Below are 20,018 nucleotides of genomic sequence, written 5' to 3' on the forward strand. Positions count from 1 at the left end.
AACACCGCCAAATGATTGAGAAACGAATATTGTGACATGCTCAGCCAGCGCGGCTGAGCATTTTTTGTATTGAGACTACACCCACTGGCCAGCGACAAAGCCGCTCGACCAACACCACTGGAAGTTGTAGCCTCCTAACCAACCTGTCACGTCCATCACTTCGCCGATAAAGTACAAGCCTTGGATATTTTTGCACTCCATCGTTTTAGAAGAGAGGTGATCAGTATCCACGCCACCTAGTGTCACTTCCGCCGTGCGGTAACCTTCGGTTCCGTTCGGAGCCACGTTCCAGTTTTCTAAACGCGCGACAATGTCAGCCAGCTCTTTCGGGTTAAATTGCTTCAGTGGCTTGTCGGTTAACTCTTTACGTTCGATCAACACTTCCACCAAGCGCTTTGGCAGGACTTTCGCCAGTGTATTTTTCAGTGATTGATTTGGATGTTTCTCGCGGCTGCGCTCCAGCAGTACGGCAATATCATCATTCGGTACGAGATTGATAGAAACCTTTTGTCCTGCTCGCCAGAATGAAGAGATTTGTAAAACAGAAGGACCAGACAAGCCTCGGTGAGTGAAAAGCAGCGCTTCTTTGAACATAGTGCCGTCTTCAGCCGTGATTTCTGCTGGCACCGCAATCCCAGACAGGTCAGCGAAATCTTCTTTGTCTTCTTTATGCAGCGTAAATGGCACCAAGCCTGCCGTGGTTGAAATGACAGGAAGTCCGAACTGCTCCGCGACTTTATAGCCAAACGGCGTTGCACCCAGTTTTGGCATCGATAGACCACCGGTGGCGATGACCAATGATTCACACTCAACCACTTCTGTACCTGCATGCAGTCGGAACCCTGCATCCAGTTTTTCGATAGAGTGAACATCGCACTGATAACGCTGCTGAATATTTGGCATATCGCACTCTGCGAGTAACATTTTTACAATGTCTTTGGCTGTGAATGCATCCACACAGAACAGCTGCCCATGGTCACGTTCTTCAAACTCGATACCGTGCTTGCTGACCATAGCGATGAAATCCCAATTGGTGTATTGAGACAATGCCGATTTTACGAAATGAGGGTTTTGGCATAGGTAGTTATTTGCCGATACGTCATAGTTAGTGAAGTTACAACGACCACCGCCAGAAATAAGAATTTTACGCCCAGGCTTTTTCGCGTGGTCGAGCACTAATACGCTGCGGCCTCGCTTACCGGCTTCTGCAGCACACATCAAACCCGCAGCGCCTGCGCCAATTACTACTACATCAAATTTCTTACTCATCGGTAACTCTTAGGCTCTATCCAAAATCCAAAACAATAAAAAAAGGATGTGCTCAATGCACATCCTTGCTTTGTTCGGGCGACATTCTACCGAGAAATGTTTACCGGGAAAAGCGCTTAAATTCCAAGCACCGAACGAAGGCCTTTTCTTATCCCATTTACAGGATAAAAGCCGCGAGCAGCGTAACGCCAAGTAATGCAGTTGAAAGGACAAACAGCTCTCTCACACGCTCACACTTGCTCGTGAATACCTCGTCATGGTGATGATGGTACTCTTTGCTTTTGATGTAGTGGAACAAACGCACTTGTTTAGTGACATTTCCATGGGTCGTAAAAAACCCATTACCATCCACTTGCTGGTACAACAACGGATGGGCTTCACGCATGATGTGAATTAAAGAACGAAGAGTGGTCAGATACCGGACCATATTAACTCCGGTTACTACCATTAGCGCAAATAAGATTGTGTCTCCACTGATCATCTTTTCCTCCCTACATCTTCAACAATGCTCAAGAGAAAAAGACGATCACTGCTTTGTCTTTTAACCGCTACTTATCGCGCTGGGGAACGCTTTATGCAGCTGGAGCATCCATGATTGAAGATGAACCTTCTTTCGCCATTTGTGCTAGATCTTTATCGATGAAGAACAACGCTTTACCATCTTCACCAACGAGTTCGATCTTATCTAAGATCCCTTTAAACAACTTCTCTTCTTCGTGCTGTTCAGCTACGTACCACTGTAGGAAGTTAAATGTTGAGTAGTCTTGGCTTGTAAATGCTACATGCGCCAACTTATTGATTTGTTCTGTGATCATTTGTTCATGTTCATAAGTCTCACGGAACACATCACCCAAGCTTGCAAAATCATGCTTTGGTGCATCAATCGCGCCTAGAATTGGCATTGAGCCGGTTTCACTTACATAGGTGAATAGGCGTTGCATGTGCTCCATCTCTTCTACCGCATGCTTGCGTAGAAATTCAGCAGCGCCCTCAAAACCTTTATCTTCACACCAAGCACTCATTTGTAAGTATAGATTGGATGAGAAAAATTCTAGATTAATTTGCTCATTCAATTGTTCGACCATAGTTTGAGACAGCATGTTAGCTCCTGTTTATATTCCTGCATTTCATACAACTATAACATGATTAACACATTAAGACTTTCTACCTAGAATATTGATATGAGATCACTTTAGCAAAATTTATTGGGGGTTAGTGCTAATCTGAAACTATACCCAAGTGACTTCAAGATACATTAAGTCAGAGCCTTAGCCCTGGGGTCAGTTCGAGGTTACTTGGGTATATGACCTTACAAGGAGATAGCAATATGAGTTACAAACACATACTTGTGGCAGTAGACCTGTCAGACGACAGTAAAGTGTTGATTAAGAAAGCCGTATCTCTGGCTAAACCTCTGGATGCGAAAGTCTCTTTCATTCACATCGATGTGAACTATGCCGAGCTCTACACCGGGCTTATCGATATCAACATGGCGGAAGCACAGCACCAAGCCATGGAAGCCTCGCGTACTCAACTCGCCAATTTTGCGGAATACGCTGAATACCCGATCACCCATACTTTAGTCGGTAGTGGTGATTTAAGTAATGAGCTTTGCGATACCATTCAGGACTTCAACATTGATTTGGTGGTTTGTGGTCATCATCAGGATTTCTGGAGTAAGATTCTGTCTGCGACACGCCAACTAATTAATCGCTCACCCGTCGATATGCTGGTCATACCGCTAAAAGACTGATTGGCGCGTTAAGAAAACTTGGTTAGACTGCGGACATATTTGTTATTGATAAAAGTTCTCATCCATGGCTTATCTATCTGCAGTCACCCTGCTCTGGGCATTTTCATTTAGCCTGATCGGCGTATATCTCGCTGGTCAGGTTGATTCTTGGTTTTCGGTATTTATGCGTGTGGCGCTCGCCAGCATCGTATTTATTCCGTTTCTAAAATTCCGTGGCGTACCTAAATCGCTGATCGCCAAATTGATGATTGTCGGCGGATTTCAGCTCGGTTTGATGTACTGCTTCTACTATCAGTCTTTCCTGCTCCTTTCGGTACCAGAAGTCCTGCTGTTCACGGTTTTCACCCCTATTTACGTCACGCTGATTTATGATTTACTTAAAGGCCGTTTTTCGCCTTGGTATTTAGTCACGGCATTGATTGCGGTTGTGGGAGCTGCATGGATTAAGTTTGCAGGCATCAACGAAAACTTCCTGCTCGGCTTTTTGGTCGTCCAGGGCGCGAACCTCTGCTTTGCCATCGGTCAGGTAGGTTACAAATACATCATGGAAAGTGAGCCAGTCGACCTGCCTCAGCATACCGTATTTGGTTACTTCTACTTGGGTGCATTGTGCGTGGCAACGGTCGCATTTGCATTGATGGGGAACGTAGACAAGCTGCCAACCACCGCTACTCAGTGGGGTATTCTGACCTACCTTGGTTTGATCGCATCAGGCTTTGGTTACTTCGCATGGAACAAAGGCGCCACCTTAGTCAACGCTGGCGCGCTTGCAGTAATGAATAATGCGCTCGTCCCAGCAGGCCTGATTGTCAACATCGTGATTTGGAACCGAGATGTCGACATTGTGCGGCTGGCCATCGGCGGAGCCATCATTATGTTCTCGCTTTGGGTTAATGAGACCTGGGTTAAAAAACGCGTTGAGATGAGTTACGCAAATAAGTAACAAACCACAGACAATAAAAAACGCTCTCCAAATGGAGAGCGTTTTTTATTTATTCGATTAATGCACTTTCGCTTGCTGGCTTTCACTCATCACAGCCGTTAATGACGTGGGCAACAGCACTTCTAATTTGGCATTGCGTGCCTCTAACTTGCGCTGGCGTTTAAGCAGTTTTTGCTGCTTCTTAGCCAATTTAAGCAACTTCTTCTGTTGCTTGTAATGCTTCTTCAGCGTCTTCTTGGCTTTCTTGAGTGATTTTTTGTCGGCTAAGTCGAATAGGTCTGGCGCTTTGAGAGCGACCGGCGGTGTCACTTGAGCAGCCAGTTTTTTCTCTTTTACTCTTTCGACCACACGTTTAACGATCGCCGCTTTTTCTGCGCTTTGCTTTGGCGTCACTACAATAGGCTCTGCTGGAAGCGCTTCAGCCAACAGCCCACAAGCTTGCTGCTCGTGAAGTGGCTTATCTTGGCATGCTTGCGGCGGAATAGCAGCGGGCTTGCACAAGGTATTTTTAGAAGCAGAAGAACGCGCGCACGAGCGACAGACAAATTTTGGCGCGACCACCAAGCTGTGGATGTCACCCAGATTGGTTGCGATCTGTTTGCGATTCATTTTACATAAGCGTTTAGCCATACGACGACTCCAAATAGCTAATCATTATTTCATCGACGTGTGAAATAATAATAATTCTTACTTAGATATACCGTCAGTATGCCGAATTAGCAAGTGGAAAATGTCGTTCGTTGTCACGAAAGAAAAGCGGGGTCACAGCGCGAAATTTCGCGCTATGGAGTGAAAGAGTTAGGAGTCAAAAAGTTACGCCATTGAGGCTTTAACATAAACGTCGAAGCGGTTCTTTTTTGTTTCTATCGCCATGCTCGGTTTTTCATCATGCAACCAGTTGGCATAATCTGGACGCTTAACGACTACGCGCTTGGTAGCCAGTGCCATTGCGGGCTCTAGCAAATCATCCGCATCTAAATCAGCGCCAACCAAAGACTGGAATACGCGCATCTCTTTTTTCACTAATGCGGATTTCTTTTTATTCTCCGGATGCGGGTACATAGGGTCGAGGTACACCACATCTGGCTTTACAAAATCACTGTCCTGCGCCAGTTTTTCTAGCGCATCATGGCTTGAAGCGTGGATCAACGACATTCGCTCCGAAACCCAAGCTCCGATTTCTGGGTCTTGTTTTGCACGAGCCAAACCATCATCCAACAGCGCGGCAACCACTGGATGACGCTCTACCATCTGTACCTTACAACCTAGAGAAGCCAGAACGAACGCATCTCGGCCTAAGCCAGCCGTTCCATCCAGAACCGTTGGCGTTGCGCCTTTGTTTAAGCCAGCCGCTTTTGCGATTGCCTGACCTTTGCCGCCACCGAATTTACGACGATGCCCGACCGCTCCACCAATCAAATCGACAAAAATCGCGCCCAACTTTGGCTCATCCACTTTACGCAGCTCTAAACGTTCATCAGTCAGTACTAAAGCAAAGTCACTGTCGTCAGAATGGGTCAACTGCCAGCGAGCAGCAAGCTCATCAAGATGGGACTGTTGAGATGGGTCTTCACAAATCAATTGCAGTTGCAAAAGGAGGCTCCAATAAAAAATCGCGATAACTGGCGCTGAGTTTACCTCACTACTGGCTTTCTTGCAGTAAATGCGAAGCTGGTTAAAATAAACCCATAACAAAAACCATGGAACGAATCGTATGAATACGAGCATGCCGAAACTCGATGACCTCGATCGCGCAATTTTAAAAACCCTGATGGCCGATGCCAGAACGCCTTATGCGGAAATGGCCAAGCAGTTCGATGTCAGCCCCGCCACGATTCACGTGCGGATTGAGAAAATGAAGTCGGCGGAGATCATCGAGGGAACCGAGGTCATCGTTAATACCAAGAAGCTTGGCTACGATGTGTGTTGTTTTATCGGTATCAACCTTAATGCGGCTCGTGACTATCACTCCGCACTAGAGAAGCTCAACGCGCTCGATGAGGTGGTTGAAGCTTACTACACCACAGGGGCGTACAATATTTTCGTTAAACTGATGTGTAAGTCGATTGAAGAGCTGCAATTTGTCTTGATCGATAAGTTGCAGGCGATTGATGAAGTTCAGTCCACCGAGACGTTAATCTCGTTACAAAACCCTATCAACCGCAACGTAAACCCTTAATTAACTCTAATATCCAAAAAGTATTTCGCACAAAAAGGCCAACCGGATGGTTGGCCTTTTTGTTAGTTTTTGCGTTTATGCAGCAATGCCTGAATGGCGCAGAAGCGCATCAATTTGTGGTTCACGACCACGGAAGCGTTTGAACAGCTCCATCGGCTCTTCACTGCCGCCCATCTCAAGGATGTTATTCAGGAAGCTTTGGCCTGTGTCTTTGTTGAAGATTCCTTCTTCTTCAAAGCGTGAGAAAGCATCTGAAGACAACACTTCTGCCCACAAGTAGCTGTAGTAGCCTGCACTGTAACCACCAGCAAAAATATGCGCGAAACTGTGCGAGAAACGCGCCCACTCTACCGCAGGAACAACCGCCACTTTCTGCTTCACTTCCGCTAGAGTTTCTAACACACGCGCGCCCACTTCTGGGTCGTATTCCGTGTGAAGAGTGAAGTCGAACAAACCGAACTCAAGCTGGCGTAGGATACCCATCGCCGACTGGAAGTTCTTCGCTGCCAGCATCTTGTCCAGCATTGCTTTTGGTAAAGGCTCACCCGTTTCGTAATGACCAGAAATAAACGCCAGTGCCTCTTCTTCCCAACACCAGTTTTCCAGGAACTGGCTAGGCAACTCAACCGCATCCCAAGGCACACCGTTGATGCCCGATACCGCACCAGTGTCCACTTGCGTCAGCATGTGGTGAATACCATGGCCGAACTCGTGGAATAACGTCACCACTTCATTGTGAGTGAACAGTGCAGGCTTATCGCCAACTGGGCGGTTGAAGTTACAAGTCAGGTAAGCGACCGGCGTTTGCAGTTCGCCAGACAGCGTAATGCGACGACCACGGCAATCATCCATCCAAGCGCCGCCACGTTTGTGTTCACGCGCGTAAAGGTCCAGGTAGAAGCTGCCGCGCAGTGTGCCTTGTGCATCAAAGATATCGAAGAATCGAACCGACTCGTGCCAGGTATCCACACCTTCGCGCTCTTCGACTTTCATACCAAACACACGGTTTAGGACTTCAAACAGACCACTTACGACCTTAGATTCTGGGAAGTAAGGACGCAGCTCTTCATCTGAGATTTGGAACAGGTGCTGTTTTTGCTTCTCGCTGTAGTATGCGATATCCCACACGTTTAGTTCTTCAACGCCAAACTCGCTCTTCGTGAATTGACGCAGTTCTTCCACCTCACGCTCACCTTGAGGCTTAGCGCGAGTGGCCAAATCGTTCAGGAAGCCTAGCACCTGCTCTGGCGTTTCTGCCATTTTGGTTGCCAGCGACTTCTCACTAAAGGTGTTGAAACCCAACATGCGCGCAATTTCATGGCGCAGTTTCAGCTGTTCGATAATGATTTCAGTGTTATCCCACTGGCCTGCATTTGGGCCACGATCCGACGCGCGAGTCACGTACGCTTCGTACACTTCTCTGCGCAGTTCCTGATTGTCACAGTAAGTCATCACTGGCAGGTAAGATGGGATATCCAGTGTGATCAGGTAGCCTTCCAGCTCTTTCGCTTCCGCCGCTGCTTTGGCTGCTGCCAGCGCAGACTCCGGCATACCTGCTAATTCTTTTTCATCAGTAATATGTTTGGTCCAGCCCATTGTCGCATCTAACACGTTGTTAGAGAATTTTGAGCTCAACTCCGACATACGCTTGCTGATTTCACCGTAGCGGTGCTGTTCGTCAGATGGCAGGCCGATACCTGACAACTCAAAATCACGCAGTGCATCAGTAATAGTTTTTTGCTGGGCACGAGTCAGCGTGGCAAATTCGTCGCTGGCTTTGATTGATTTGTACGCTTCGTACAGACCTTTGTGTTGACCCACCCACGTACCGTATTCCGACAAGATTGGCAGACAACTTTCGTACGCTTCACGCAGTGCTTCGCTGTTTACCACTGAATTCATGTGGCCGACAGGTGACCAGATACGGCTTAAACGGTCATCCGTTTCTTCCATCGGTGCAATGATGCTTTCCCAAGTTGGATGCGTGCTTTCTTTTAACACCGCTTCAACTTTGGCGCGGCAATCCGCTATCGCCTGCTCCACCGCAGGTTTAATGTGTTCTGGTTTAATTTGCGAAAACGGAGGCAGGTCCGTAAACGTCAGAAGTGGGTTAGACATGAATAATTCCTTTTGTGTTTTGGCTGTGTGACTACCTATAAAATAGGTTCACTCAAGGTACAGGAATGCCAACAACATGGATGGAGGGATATCCGTTCCCTTTCTCTATGCAGCGATGACCAATGTGATCAGCGAGAGCAACTCTGTCCTTGAGTTTCGTTATGCCTAAATGAGGCTAACTCTATTGGAGTACTGGCATTCACTTAGGTTCAATATGTTTACTAAGTATGGGTGACTTAAAGATATTTCAATAGTGATGAGTTCATTAGTTATGCAAAGCCGAAAGCATAGTCTGCATATTGGCTTTAGTTGGGTATATAATGCGCTTAATTATTTTATCTGACATCACAGACCACACTCAGTTACAGAGTGTTTCGAGAGTTTAATTTGTTAAGTTACCGCCACAGCTTCCACGCAGGCAACCATGCTGACGTGGTCAAACACATCGTTCAAAGCCTCATTCTTGATGCGCTGAAACAAAAAGATAAGCCATTCGTTTATCACGATACCCACTCGGGTGTGGGCCGTTACGATCTGACTCACGAGTGGTCTGAAAAAACGGGTGAATACAAACAAGGCATCGCTCGCATTTGGGATAACCCGAACCTTCCGGAAGACATCAAAAGCTACATCGACTCTATCAAAGCACTGAACAAAGGTGAGAACCTGCGTTACTACCCAGGTTCACCTCGAGTGGCACGTGCCCAAATCCGCCCACAAGACCGCATGGTACTGACGGAACTTCACCCTGCCGACCATCCGCTATTGGAGCAAGAGTTCCATCGCGATCGTCAGGTGAGCATCTACAAAGAGGATGGCTTTCAGCGCCTAAAAGCGAGCCTACCGCCGCAAGAACGTCGTGGCTTGGTGCTGATTGACCCACCATACGAGCTAGCAAAAGAGTATCGTGATGTAGTACGCGCTATTCACCAGAGTCACAAGCGCTGGGCAACGGGCATCTACGCTATCTGGTATCCGGTGGTTAACCGCATCGACATTGATGACATGATCGAAGGATTGGAAGCGCTAGGGGTTCGTAAGATTCTGCAAATTGAACTTGGCGTCTCTCCTGACACCAATGAGCGCGGCATGACCGCATCAGGCATGATTGTGATTAACCCGCCATGGAAGCTGGAAAGCCAGATGAAAGAGATTCTGCCGTTCCTTCAAGAAGCGATTGCACCTGCGACTGGACACTGGAAAGTCGACTGGGTCGTACCAGAATAAGACGCTTTGCGTATGAAAGCTCGAAGCGCAACGACGACCTCGTTGCGCTTTTCTTTTGCTCCTCGCAATCCATCAATCCTCATTTTTGTGCCTCTCATCGCTATTTGTCATAAGCATTGTCACTTTTTCCCATTTAGGTATTGGTCAGATTCGATTTATCATAGGCAGACTTCTTAACAAAATGTTGCGGCGATATTGAGTTAACATCTCATCACCCCAATGTATTTGTTAACCAGAAATTCATACGCTCTTGGAGAAAGTAATGGCGACTCATTTTGACTATATCTGTATCGGTGGCGGCAGTGGCGGCATCGCATCTGCAAACCGTGCAGCCATGTACGGCGCGAAAGTAGCGCTAATTGAAGCACAAGACCTTGGTGGCACCTGTGTAAACGTAGGTTGTGTACCAAAGAAAGTGATGTGGCATGGCGCGCAAATCGCAGAAGCAATGAACCTGTACGCGGAAGATTATGGGTTTGATGTCGACGTGAAAGGTTTCGACTGGAGCAAGCTGGTAGAAAGTCGTCAGGCGTACATTGGTCGTATTCACCAATCTTACGACCGTGTTCTAGGCAACAACAAAGTAAATGTAATCAAAGGATTCGCTAAGTTTGTTGACGAAAAAACCGTTGAAGTAAACGGTGAACACTACACGGCCGATCATATCCTGATCGCTGTTGGTGGCCGTCCAACTATTCCAAACATCCCGGGCGCAGAATACGGCATCGATTCAAACGGCTTCTTCGACCTGGCTGAGCAACCAAAACGCGTAGCGGTTGTTGGTGCAGGCTACATCGCAGTTGAAATCGCGGGCGTACTACACGCACTAGGTACAGAAACGCACCTGTTCGTACGTAAAGAATCGCCACTGCGTAGCTTCGATCCAATGATCATCGAAACGTTGGTTGAAGTGATGGACGCAGAAGGTCCAAAACTGCACACCCATTCTGTACCAAAAGAAATCATTAAAGAAGCAGATGGCACCCTGACTCTGCACCTGGAAAATGGTGAAAGCCAAAACGTTGACCAGCTAATCTGGGCAATCGGCCGTCACCCAACAACAGACGCTATCAACCTGGCATCAACTGGCGTTGCAACCAACGACAAAGGCTACATCAAGGTAGACGAATACCAAGAAACCAACGTGAAAGGCATCTACTGTGTAGGTGACATCATGGAAGGTGGTATCGAGCTAACACCAGTAGCAGTGAAAGCAGGTCGTCAGCTTTCTGAGCGCCTGTTCAACAACAAGCCAAACGCAAAAATGGATTACGACCTCGTTCCGACTGTCGTATTCAGCCACCCTCCAATCGGCACCATCGGTCTGACTGAACCAGAAGCGATCGCGAAGTACGGCGAAGACAACGTGAAAGTGTACACATCAGGCTTCACAGCAATGTACACCGCCGTAACGAAACACCGCCAGCCATGTAAGATGAAGCTAGTATGTGCTGGTGAAGAAGAAACGGTAGTCGGCCTGCACGGCATCGGTTTCACGGTAGACGAAATGATTCAGGGCTTTGGCGTAGCAATGAAGATGGGAGCAACTAAAGCAGACTTCGACTCTGTTGTAGCAATCCACCCAACGGGCTCGGAAGAGTTCGTGACCATGAGATAGTGTAAAAGCCTTTTACAACATCTATGCCTAACATAATTATCCCCGAGCTTGCTCGGGGATAATTGTTTAGAACGTTAGCGCATAAAAGAGGCTCAGCTTAATTATTAATTTGTCCGTTTGTAAATGTGACACTCTTCCAGTCGTTGACGACAAATTCGTCAACTTATCACTATTCAATAGATAACTTGCTGTTATAAGGCAGCAAACTCCTTTTTTAGCTGCGTAAACGCTTCTACCTGATTCGGGAAAAGTTGACGCTTGTTATCTCTTCCTAAGTACACTTTAAAAACACAATTACCTTCCGCATCAAAAAAACCAATATAGTGACTTTCCAAGCCACGGAGTGATTTACTAACTAATGCGATATGTTCCATTAGATCCAAACGTAAATGACCATGCAGTTCGCCTTCTCTGCCCATCAAGTTATAGTAACCGTGTGCTTGTTTACCTTTAGGGAAATTAGCTTTGGTTTCAAATATTGAACCGAAGGAGTGAACAATCGTAGTAACGCTCCCCCATTCCGGTAACTGTTCTAAAATGACTTGGGCATGTTCTCCAGCAACGCGTGTGACCATCTCTTCAGGTAGGGCAAACGTAATCGCTCCCTCATTCAAGCCCAAGTGCTCAGACATACTTGATACTGGGATTGTTGCATCTTCTAACAATGCGGCGGCAACTTTTTGTTTTACTTCTGCTTCAGAACAAGTGGTGTACATGTTTATTCCTAATTACTTCTCTATATTCAATAACACTCAAAGGAGTAATGAATGCTCAATTGATAAAATTTCAATACAAAACCACTCAGAATGATAACCACCAAAAATATAAACACAAATAACATTCAGTATCATTATATTTCAATTTTAGAGCAATGAAGAGGTTGATTAATTGGTGAAAGGGAGTGGTATCTTTGCGGATACAGTTAACGTAATGACAGCCGGCAATGGCGGAGAAAAAGAGTTTTTGAGAGAAAGATCTTGTCGAGGAGAGGTTTGATAAAAAGGGCCACTCAAGGCCCTTTCGCATTACCGATACACAGTAAAGAGTGATAGAACGAAGCTCGCTTATGAATTAACCGCGCGAACCAATTCAGCCAAGCCTTCCCAGTCGCCATCATCCATCAGTTTCGTTGGTACCATCCAAGTACCGCCACATGCGATAACCGACTTAAGTGCAAGGTAATCTTCTACGTTAGCAGGGCTAACACCACCCGTTGGCATGAAGTTTACCGGGTAAACCGCAGTCAGTGCTTTTAGCATGTTCACGCCACCCGATGGTTCTGCCGGGAAAAACTTCAGAGTACGCAGGCCCATTTCCATCGCTTGCTCAACCAAGCTTGGGTTGTTCACACCCGGTACAATCGCGATATTACGCTGCTGACAGTATTTCACTGTCGTTGGGTTAAAGCCCGGGCTAACGATAAAGTCCGCACCCGCATCAATAGCAAGATCAACCTGCTCGGTCGTCAGTACTGTGCCTGCACCAATTAGCAGGTCTGGATACGCTTCGCGCATAATACGAATTGATTCTGCCGCCGCTTCGGTACGGAAAGTCACTTCGGCACATGGCAGGCCGTTTTCTACTAACACTTTCGCCAGTGGCAGTGCGTGAGCGACATCGTTAATAGCGATAACTGGGACGATTTTGATTTCTTTTAATCGTTGTTCAAGAGTTGTCATGGGTAACCTCTAAAGAATAAAGCTTAATGTTGCGACGATAATAAACGCGATACCGCCAAGTAACGTTTCCATTACCGTCCAAGTTTTTAATGTGGTTTTTTCATCCATCTCCAGCAAGCGAGAAACCAACCAGAAACCAGAGTCGTTGAAGTGTGAAAGCACTGTTGCACCACCAGCAATTGCAATCACGATAAAGCATAGATCAAGCTCGCTTAAACCAGTGGACGCAGCCACAACAGGCGAAATAAGAGCGGCAGTTGTCGTCAGTGCCACGGTTGCAGAGCCTTGAGCAACGCGCAGACAGGTTGAGATAACAAATGCCGCAACAATAACAGGCATACCTGTATTGGTTAATACACCAGCAAGTGCATCACCAATCCCACTTGAACGCAATACACCGCCGAACATGCCGCCTGCGCCTGTCACCAGAATAACACCACAAATCGGTGCCAGTGACTCACCACACAGTTTTTCTAGCTTCGCCATACCGTAGTCTTTAGCAAATACAACAAGACAAACCGTCAGCGTGATCAGTAGCGCTACCGGGGTTTTACCCAGCATACGCAGGAACGAAACCAGTGATGAATCGCCATCAATAACTCCAGCAACCGCAAGCGTGTTAAGAACCGTGTCTAAACAGATGAGCAAAACTGGCAGGATAAGCAGCGTCATTACCGTCGCAAATTTTGGCGCTTTGCTTTCATCTGCGAACGCATCACGGTCAAAGAATGCTGTGGAAAGTGGAATCTCAAACTTCTTACCAGCATAAAGGCCAAATAAGTAAGCACCAAGATACCAAGTCGGAATCGCGACTAAAATACCGACCACTAACAGCAGGCCAATGTTGGCACCAAGAAAGTCTGCTGCGGCAACCGGACCTGGGTGCGGAGGAACAAACGCATGCATAACGGCAAACGCACCTGCGGCTGGTAAAGCGTATTTAAGTGGTGAGCCACCGAATCGAGCCGCGACGCTCAGGATGATTGGCATCATCACAACTAAACCCGCATCGAAAAAGATTGGGAAGCCAAACATCAACGACGCCACGCCGAGTGCAAGTGGTGCACGCTTTTCACCAAAGCGGCCAATCAAAGTGTCTGCCAGTACTTTCGCACCACCAGTCACTTCTAAAATTTTACCGATCATCGCACCAAGACCAACCAGCAAAGCAACCGAAGCTAACGTGCCTCCGAAGCCACTCATCATGGTGGGTACGACTTTGTCAGTCGATACGCCCGTGGCGATTGCCGTCCCCAAACTCACCATAGTCAGGGACGCAAAAGCATGGACTTTTAATTTAATGATTAGAACAAGTAACGCTGCAATAGCAAGGCCTGCAATCGTTAGTAAGTATGTAGGATCTGGGGCTTGGGCTAGCTGCTCCATAGGTTCACCTTTAAGAATTATAGTTTGTGTTTTGGTTCACATTTATTTAAGTTACCGGTAACATGTTACCGATAACATGAATAAGATAAACCCATATTTTCAAGTGAATTCAAAAATTGAGATCACGCGCAACTTTAGTTATGAGGATAAGTTATGGCTGGTAGTAGTGTCATCGTTATGGGCGTTTGTGCGAGTGGAAAAAGTACAATCGGCGAGCAACTAGCGAAAAAGCTGGGACGAAAATTCATTGATGGTGATGATCTTCACCCACGAGCGAACATCCAGAAAATGGCATCAGGCCAGCCTCTGAACGATGACGATCGCAAGCCATGGCTAGAACGTATCCGTGATGCCGCATACAGCCTGGAAAGTAAAAACGAACACGGCGTGATCGTCTGTTCGGCTCTGAAAAAGATCTACCGCGATCAAATCCGAGAAGGCAACAACAACGTGACTTTCCTGTTTTTGGATGGCGACATGGAATTGATCCTTAATCGCATGCGTCTTCGTCAAGGCCACTTCATGAAAGAAAACATGGTGAAAAGCCAGTTTGAAACCCTTGAGCGCCCAGATAATGAACCGCAAACCCTAGTGGTAAGCATTGAAGGTGACATCAGTGGTGTTGTGGAGCGCTCTGCAGCAGAACTCTTAAAACAGCAACCGGTTGAGGAGGCATCATGACCCACTCCGTTATTCTCAATGTAACCGAACGTCTTATCGAACGAAGCCGTGAAGCTCGCGCCGAATTTTTAGCACATACTCGTATTCAGTCGGAAGCGGGTAAAGGTCGTACCGGTTTATCCTGTGGGAACCTAGCGCATGCGGTGGCTGCGTCATGTTCTTCCGAGAAAGAAAATATTCTCAACTTTACACAGTCTAATATCGCGCTCATCAGTGCCTACAATGACATGTTGAGTGCCCACCAGCCTTACCAAGAATACCCGACGCAAATTAAACAAGTACTGGCGCAATATGGGCACACCGCTCAAGTAGCAGGCTGCGTACCCGCCATGTGCGACGGCGTGACTCAAGGTCAGCCTGGCATGGATATGTCGCTATTTTCTCGTGACTTGATTGCTCAATCGACGGCGTTATCTCTGAGTCATAATGTTTTTGACGCTACCCTGCTGCTTGGTATCTGCGACAAAATCGCACCAGGACAACTAATGGGCGCTCTCTCTTACGCTCACCTGCCAACGGCCTTTGTACCTGCTGGTTTAATGGCAACCGGCATCAGCAACGAAGAAAAAGTCGATGTACGCCAAAAATACGCGGCAGGCGAAGTAGGCAAAGAAGCGCTGCTGGACATGGAGTGCCGTGCTTATCACTCTCCTGGCACCTGCACTTTCTACGGCACCGCAAATACCAACCAACTGGTCTTTGAAGCCATGGGTCTAATGCTACCGGGCTCTGCGTTTATCCACCCGCATAGTGAACTACGTAAAGCGCTAACAGACCATGCGGCACTGAAGATAGCGTCCATGACTGCAGGATCCAGCAATTTCCGTCCTCTGGCTGAGGTCGTGACAGAAAAGAGCCTAATCAACGGTATCATTGCGCTGCTGGCATCTGGCGGCAGTACTAACCACACCATTCATATGGTCGCCGTCGCTCGCGCAGCAGGCATCTTGCTCACCTGGCAAGACATCAGTGACTTGTCCGAAGTGGTGCCTCTGCTGGCGCGTGTTTATCCGAATGGTCCGGCGGATATGAATGCATTCCAGGCCGCTGGCGGCGTCCCAGCCTTGTTGCATCGACTGAATGAATCCGAGCTACTGCACCGCGATGTAAAACCAGTTTTTGGTGAGTTCTCTGATCAGATGACGATTCCATCTTTGAACGATGGTCAATTAGTATGGACAGCCTGTCAACGAAGCCTAGATGGCGATGTCATCGCTGCCCCGGAAGCAGTATTCCAAAACACTGGTGGTACACGTGTTTTAGATGGCAATTTAGGTAAAGCTGTCGTGAAAGTCTCGGCAGTAAAAGAAGAACAGCGCATTATCGAAGCACCTGCTGTGGTTTTCCAGTGTCAGCATGAAGTAGAAGCGGCATACAAACGAGGTGAACTCAATAAAGACTGCATTGTCGTTGTGACGCACAACGGTCCAGCTGCGAACGGCATGCCAGAGCTGCATAAGTTGATGCCAATATTAGGTAATGTGCAAAAAATGGGCTTTAAAGTTGCGTTGGTAACCGATGGCCGTTTGTCAGGCGCATCCGGCAAAATTCCATCCGCGATCCATGTATCACCTGAAGCGATTCGCGGTGGTGCAATAGGTTTAGTCCGTGATGGTGATGTTATTCGCGTGGATTGCCAAACGGGTGAGCTGAACAACTTAACCGACACCAGTAGACGTGAAGTCATTCAGCTTGATACTGAGTCAACCCAGAAAACATGGGGACGTGGATTTTTCGAAGTGATCCGCCACAACGTTTCCAGTGCCGATCAGGGCGCGAGCTTTATTGTTTAGGGCGTAAAAATAGACAAGCGGAGTACTGATCACTCCGCTTGTCTGCATTATTCAACAAAGTATTACACACTCTCACCCGCAGTAATGTCATAGCCCATATCGACCACTAGCTCTGGCTGCTCTTCGCCTTTTAATCGCGCTATCAGCAGCTCTGCACTCTTCTTGCCAATCTCAAAACGTGGCGTATCCACACTGGTTAATTTCGGACTGATCGTCTGGCCGATGTCTAATGCGTTGTAGCCAACCACTGCCAGTTGCTCAGGGACGTTAATCCCGCGCTGCTGGGCGCTGAGGATGGTACCAATCGCGATATCATCGTTGGTACAGAACACACCGTCCAGATCAGGGTAAGTCTCCAATGCACGCTCAAGTAACTCATGCGCAAGAGAGAAGCTGGAGTGTTCACCGGTTAATACATGTTTCGCTTCTAAGCCTGCTTCCGACATCGCACGGCCATAGCCTTGCATACGTAGCTTAGTTCGCGTATCCAAACGGGCACCAAAGTAAACAATGGTACGCTTGCCAGAATCCAACATACGTTTTACTGCGCTATACGATGCATCTTCGTGGTCCAAGCCTACCGCCATATCAATGGGTTGTTCCGGCAATTCCATGGTCTCTACCACCGGTACACCGGCATTTTTGATCATCTGCAATGTACGTGGAGTATGGTTGCTTTCCGTTAAGATCAACCCATCAACTTGATAAGAGAGTAATGAGGCGATCTTGCGCTCTTCTTCTTCTACATCATAACTAAAGTGGGCCAAAAGCGTCTCATAGCCATTCGCTTTGGTGACCATCTCAATGCCCTGAACAAAAGAAGCAAAAATTTGGTTAGATAGCGAAGGAAGTAATATACCGATCGCTTTACTGGAGGATTTGGACAACATCGCCGGAGCGCGGTTTTCAATATAACCCAGCTTTTCTATCGCAGCGGCGATTTTAACCCGCGTCTTTTCAGCAACGGATTCCGGATTACGCATGTAACGCGAAACCGTCATCTTTGTTACGCCAACCTGGTCAGCAACATCCTGTAATGTCGCACGTGTTTTCTTATTCTTTTGAGTCATAAATATGTGAATTATCAGCAATGTTACTAGTAACATTATGACGAATACATTGCATAGCGGCAAGTAAACTAAGAGAGTTCCTCATACCGTTCACAAAATCATGCGCTTAGGAGCTCTTTCAACGCAGATCGAGAAGCTTCAGTAAACTAAACATCACGCAACAAAGCAGAATTCTTTCATACAAATAAGCCCCGAATGACCGGGGCTTTTTCTTTAGTACTCGAAATCACTTCACACACATCACATTCAGCAACGAAGTACCGGTTAATTGATTGGGTTCGCGATCGGTAAACAAACCTTTCTTGCCTTTACCCCAATACGGGAGTTGTAGCGGCCAGTTATTCTTTTCCATCACTCCGGAAGATCTCAAGGTCTTGAACTCGTCCGAGCCTGCCAACGACATTCCCAATTGCTGGCAAATCCGTGTTGCGCTTTTATAGTTGAGTCGGTTCCATGGTTTGCCATATTCCATGTAGAACTGGTTATTATTCTCTATCAGATATGGCACGACATAAGTTTTGCCCTGAAGTGCTGTTTTTAAGCGAACAACAATGCCATCTTGATTGGAGATTCTCTTTTCTTGCTGAGCTTTTGCGACGGGTTTCGCGTCAACGTGTTTAGCTGTGACAGGCTTTGGTTGAGAAGCCGTAGTTGAAGGTTTAAACGCATCGGTGTTAGGTCGCACATTCGGAGCCGTTGGTGTTGTCCCAACCATTGCCTTCTTCACTGCTTTGGGTTGTTTCGAAGCTGAGGACCCACCTTTGCCAACCACACGAATAAACGCTTCTCGGTAACTCGGTAAGGTTTTCACCCCACGCAAATCAGCTGCGGCTTTCGCGGGATCTGTATACGGACCAATCAGACAGCGATAGCCGTTAGGTTCAGATTTCATCCAAACATCAGTGGTGATTTGGTTATAGAGGGGCTTGGATTTGGCCAGTGACATCGGCTTTGGCAGCAAACCACATTGAATCCAGTAAAAGTCACTGCCATCCTGCGGCACTTTCTTTCCCCATACTCCGGTTCCAATAGGACAAGTTTGCTCAAGCCTTGGTAACTCTTTGGCGCTGGCCTGCGTCGCCTGACAAAGAAATTCTTCAGCCAACACGGCTGGAGAAAACTGAGCGCAACCCAAGACTAAACCTAGGCTGAGGCTTAATTGGATATGTCGAGATGAGTGTTGTGCCTTCTTCAATTCCATACGCTTCATTCTAAACTAGTGGGTAAGGTCATTATGGCGAAAGACCGCCAAAAATCGGTGAACAAGGAATAACTAGCAAAAAAAGAGCCGGAAATTCATCCGGCTCTTAGTTTAGGAAGGAATTAAGCGATTTAACAACACTTAATGTTTAGATTCTTAACCTTTATACAGTTTCGGGTTAAATACATCACGTAACCAGTCACCCAATAGGTTGATGACCAGTACCAATGTCACCAACACAATGCCAGGGAAAGCAGTAATCCACCAAGCGCCTGAGAAGATGTAGTTAAAGCCGATACTGATCAGCGCACCCAAAGACGGCTGATCCACTGGCAGACCTAAGCCAAGGAATGACAGCGCCGCTTCCGACATGATCGCGTTTGCGACCTGAACTGTCGAGATAACCAAGATTGGTGACAAACAGTTAGGCAGAATATGACGGAACATAATACGTGGTGCTTTAAAGCCCATGACACGTGCTGCTTCTACGTACTCTTTTTTCTTCTCTGCCAGAACCGATGCACGAATAGTACGTGCGTACTGCGGCCATTCTGCCACACCGATGATCACCACCAGCATGACTACCGCATATTGGCTATAGAAGTCACTACCAAAGCTGGCTTTGAAAATCGCCGAAACGATGATAGCCACCATCATGGTTGAGAACGAAAGCTGAACATCGGCAAAACGCATTAGGAAGCTGTCAATACGGCCGCCGAAGTAGCCTGCTGACAGACCAATGATGATCCCAAGAATCAGCTGCAGACCCACTGCCAGAAAACCGATGGTCAAAGATAAGCGAGAACCGTAAAGAATCGTCGATAAAATGTCACGACCTTGCTCATCGGTACCCAAAACAAAGCGCTCATCGCCGTCTTCCATCCATGAAGGAGGAAGTTCCGAGTCCATAATGTCGATAGACGTCAGGTCATACGGATCTGTTGGTGCCAGAATAGGCGCAGCAAGTGCTAGCACCAAAAAGACCATGAATACCGTAAAACTCGCCATCGCAACTTTGTCGCGCTTAAAGTAATACAAAAAGTCCGAGTTTTTAAAGCGCTCCCATGCAGAAGGAGCTGCCGCTGCATTTGATTGGCTCAT

The 20,018-nt window shown here is 47.2% G+C and carries 19 protein-coding genes; 7 read left to right on the plus strand and 12 right to left on the minus strand.

What is annotated here, in order from left to right; translation table 11 throughout:
- Positions 1–75: 75 nt before the first annotated feature.
- From V1U08_RS12625 to ftnA, 3 genes are all read right to left on the minus strand, one after another.
- Positions 76–1,269, minus strand: coding sequence for an NAD(P)/FAD-dependent oxidoreductase (locus V1U08_RS12625; RefSeq protein ID WP_020336256.1), 1,194 nt, complete (start codon positions 1,267–1,269; stop codon positions 76–78).
- 157 nt (positions 1,270–1,426) lie between these two features.
- Positions 1,427–1,750: a universal stress protein UspB gene (gene uspB / locus V1U08_RS12630; protein WP_014230473.1), complete on the minus strand. Its 324-nt coding sequence runs from the start codon at positions 1,748–1,750 to the stop codon at positions 1,427–1,429.
- 91 nt (positions 1,751–1,841) lie between these two features.
- A complete protein-coding gene (ftnA, locus tag V1U08_RS12635; RefSeq protein ID WP_014230472.1) occupies positions 1,842–2,369 on the minus strand; it encodes a non-heme ferritin in 528 nt (175 codons plus the stop codon).
- Positions 2,370–2,596: 227 nt separating this feature from the next.
- Here ftnA and uspA point away from each other — a divergent pair, with 227 nt between their 5' ends.
- Positions 2,597–3,022, plus strand: a complete 426-nt coding sequence (gene uspA, locus V1U08_RS12640; RefSeq protein ID WP_014230471.1) for a universal stress protein UspA — start codon at positions 2,597–2,599, stop codon at positions 3,020–3,022.
- 64 nt (positions 3,023–3,086) lie between these two features.
- Positions 3,087–3,965, plus strand: coding sequence for a carboxylate/amino acid/amine transporter (locus tag V1U08_RS12645; RefSeq protein WP_014230470.1), 879 nt, complete (start codon positions 3,087–3,089; stop codon positions 3,963–3,965).
- A gap of 57 nt (positions 3,966–4,022) precedes the next feature.
- Here the strand turns inward: V1U08_RS12645 and V1U08_RS12650 are convergent, their stop codons facing one another.
- Together V1U08_RS12650 and V1U08_RS12655 are read right to left on the minus strand one after the other, a co-directional pair.
- Complete coding sequence (locus V1U08_RS12650; RefSeq protein ID WP_330470723.1) at positions 4,023–4,595, minus strand: hypothetical protein; 573 nt, start codon at positions 4,593–4,595, stop codon at positions 4,023–4,025.
- Positions 4,596–4,778: 183 nt separating this feature from the next.
- On the minus strand, positions 4,779–5,558 hold the full coding sequence (locus V1U08_RS12655; protein WP_024372757.1) for a class I SAM-dependent methyltransferase: 780 nt from the start codon (positions 5,556–5,558) through the stop codon (positions 4,779–4,781).
- Between the two features lie 121 nt (positions 5,559–5,679).
- Between V1U08_RS12655 and asnC the strand changes: the two genes are divergently transcribed.
- Positions 5,680–6,144 carry a transcriptional regulator AsnC gene (gene asnC / locus V1U08_RS12660; protein ID WP_024372756.1) on the plus strand — a complete coding sequence of 155 codons (465 nt, stop codon included), beginning with the start codon at positions 5,680–5,682 and terminating at the stop codon, positions 6,142–6,144.
- A 75-nt stretch (positions 6,145–6,219) separates the two neighbouring features.
- On the opposite strand, the gene prlC is transcribed toward asnC, so the two are convergent.
- The gene (prlC, locus tag V1U08_RS12665) at positions 6,220–8,262 is read right to left on the minus strand and encodes an oligopeptidase A (protein ID WP_014230466.1); all 2,043 of its coding nucleotides are present in this window, start codon (positions 8,260–8,262) and stop codon (positions 6,220–6,222) included.
- A gap of 387 nt (positions 8,263–8,649) precedes the next feature.
- Between prlC and V1U08_RS12670 the strand changes: the two genes are divergently transcribed.
- Together V1U08_RS12670 and gorA are read left to right on the plus strand one after the other, a co-directional pair.
- Entirely contained in the window at positions 8,650–9,489 is an 840-nt protein-coding gene (locus tag V1U08_RS12670) for a 23S rRNA (adenine(2030)-N(6))-methyltransferase RlmJ (RefSeq protein WP_330470724.1), read from the plus strand.
- 262 nt (positions 9,490–9,751) lie between these two features.
- Positions 9,752–11,107, plus strand: coding sequence for a glutathione-disulfide reductase (gorA, locus tag V1U08_RS12675; RefSeq protein ID WP_020336250.1), 1,356 nt, complete (start codon positions 9,752–9,754; stop codon positions 11,105–11,107).
- Positions 11,108–11,298: 191 nt separating this feature from the next.
- Here gorA and hutX read toward each other — a convergent pair whose 3' ends face one another.
- The 3 genes from hutX to V1U08_RS12690 all read right to left on the minus strand — a co-directional run bounded on the left by hutX (position 11,299) and on the right by V1U08_RS12690 (position 14,172).
- Entirely contained in the window at positions 11,299–11,823 is a 525-nt protein-coding gene (gene hutX / locus V1U08_RS12680; protein ID WP_330470725.1) for a heme utilization cystosolic carrier protein HutX, read from the minus strand.
- Between the two features lie 348 nt (positions 11,824–12,171).
- Positions 12,172–12,786, minus strand: coding sequence for a bifunctional 4-hydroxy-2-oxoglutarate aldolase/2-dehydro-3-deoxy-phosphogluconate aldolase (locus tag V1U08_RS12685; protein WP_020336248.1), 615 nt, complete (start codon positions 12,784–12,786; stop codon positions 12,172–12,174).
- A 9-nt stretch (positions 12,787–12,795) separates the two neighbouring features.
- Positions 12,796–14,172: a GntP family permease gene (locus V1U08_RS12690; RefSeq protein ID WP_014230461.1), complete on the minus strand. Its 1,377-nt coding sequence runs from the start codon at positions 14,170–14,172 to the stop codon at positions 12,796–12,798.
- Between the two features lie 153 nt (positions 14,173–14,325).
- Here V1U08_RS12690 and V1U08_RS12695 point away from each other — a divergent pair, with 153 nt between their 5' ends.
- A complete protein-coding gene (locus V1U08_RS12695) occupies positions 14,326–14,853 on the plus strand; it encodes a gluconokinase (protein WP_014230460.1) in 528 nt (175 codons plus the stop codon).
- Positions 14,850–16,646, plus strand: coding sequence for a phosphogluconate dehydratase (edd, locus tag V1U08_RS12700; RefSeq protein ID WP_330470726.1), 1,797 nt, complete (start codon positions 14,850–14,852; stop codon positions 16,644–16,646). Before V1U08_RS12695 ends, edd begins: the two co-directional genes overlap by 4 nt.
- A gap of 62 nt (positions 16,647–16,708) precedes the next feature.
- Here edd and V1U08_RS12705 read toward each other — a convergent pair whose 3' ends face one another.
- The 3 genes from V1U08_RS12705 to V1U08_RS12715 form a co-directional block, all read right to left on the minus strand.
- Entirely contained in the window at positions 16,709–17,716 is a 1,008-nt protein-coding gene (locus tag V1U08_RS12705) for a LacI family DNA-binding transcriptional regulator (RefSeq protein ID WP_065297607.1), read from the minus strand.
- Positions 17,717–17,942: 226 nt separating this feature from the next.
- Positions 17,943–18,917: an SPOR domain-containing protein gene (locus tag V1U08_RS12710; protein WP_330470727.1), complete on the minus strand. Its 975-nt coding sequence runs from the start codon at positions 18,915–18,917 to the stop codon at positions 17,943–17,945.
- A 156-nt stretch (positions 18,918–19,073) separates the two neighbouring features.
- Positions 19,074–20,018, minus strand: coding sequence for an ABC transporter permease (locus V1U08_RS12715; protein WP_014230456.1), 945 nt, complete (start codon positions 20,016–20,018; stop codon positions 19,074–19,076).

The sequence above is a fragment of the Vibrio sp. YYF0003 genome (genome assembly GCF_036350715.1).
GTDB lineage: Bacteria > Pseudomonadota > Gammaproteobacteria > Enterobacterales > Vibrionaceae > Vibrio > Vibrio natriegens.

What these genes read in the sequence shown, in the direction of transcription:
- V1U08_RS12650 (WP_330470723.1), bottom strand. Translation starts at nt 4,595, where the DNA reads ATGGCTAAACGCTTATGTAAAATGAATCGCAAACAGATCGCAACCAAT.
- prlC (WP_014230466.1), bottom strand. Translation starts at nt 8,262, where the DNA reads ATGTCTAACCCACTTCTGACGTTTACGGACCTGCCTCCGTTTTCGCAA.
- uspB (WP_014230473.1), bottom strand. Translation starts at nt 1,750, where the DNA reads ATGATCAGTGGAGACACAATCTTATTTGCGCTAATGGTAGTAACCGGA.
- V1U08_RS12690 (WP_014230461.1), bottom strand. Translation starts at nt 14,172, where the DNA reads ATGGAGCAGCTAGCCCAAGCCCCAGATCCTACATACTTACTAACGATT.
- ftnA (WP_014230472.1), bottom strand. Translation starts at nt 2,369, where the DNA reads ATGCTGTCTCAAACTATGGTCGAACAATTGAATGAGCAAATTAATCTA.
- V1U08_RS12625 (WP_020336256.1), bottom strand. Translation starts at nt 1,269, where the DNA reads ATGAGTAAGAAATTTGATGTAGTAGTAATTGGCGCAGGCGCTGCGGGT.
- V1U08_RS12705 (WP_065297607.1), bottom strand. Translation starts at nt 17,716, where the DNA reads ATGACTCAAAAGAATAAGAAAACACGTGCGACATTACAGGATGTTGCT.
- uspA (WP_014230471.1), top strand. Translation starts at nt 2,597, where the DNA reads ATGAGTTACAAACACATACTTGTGGCAGTAGACCTGTCAGACGACAGT.
- gorA (WP_020336250.1), top strand. Translation starts at nt 9,752, where the DNA reads ATGGCGACTCATTTTGACTATATCTGTATCGGTGGCGGCAGTGGCGGC.
- V1U08_RS12710 (WP_330470727.1), bottom strand. Translation starts at nt 18,917, where the DNA reads ATGGAATTGAAGAAGGCACAACACTCATCTCGACATATCCAATTAAGC.
- V1U08_RS12715 (WP_014230456.1), bottom strand. Translation starts at nt 20,018, where the DNA reads ATGAGCCAATCAAATGCAGCGGCAGCTCCTTCTGCATGGGAGCGCTTT.
- hutX (WP_330470725.1), bottom strand. Translation starts at nt 11,823, where the DNA reads ATGTACACCACTTGTTCTGAAGCAGAAGTAAAACAAAAAGTTGCCGCC.
- V1U08_RS12645 (WP_014230470.1), top strand. Translation starts at nt 3,087, where the DNA reads ATGGCTTATCTATCTGCAGTCACCCTGCTCTGGGCATTTTCATTTAGC.
- V1U08_RS12685 (WP_020336248.1), bottom strand. Translation starts at nt 12,786, where the DNA reads ATGACAACTCTTGAACAACGATTAAAAGAAATCAAAATCGTCCCAGTT.
- asnC (WP_024372756.1), top strand. Translation starts at nt 5,680, where the DNA reads ATGAATACGAGCATGCCGAAACTCGATGACCTCGATCGCGCAATTTTA.
- edd (WP_330470726.1), top strand. Translation starts at nt 14,850, where the DNA reads ATGACCCACTCCGTTATTCTCAATGTAACCGAACGTCTTATCGAACGA.
- V1U08_RS12695 (WP_014230460.1), top strand. Translation starts at nt 14,326, where the DNA reads ATGGCTGGTAGTAGTGTCATCGTTATGGGCGTTTGTGCGAGTGGAAAA.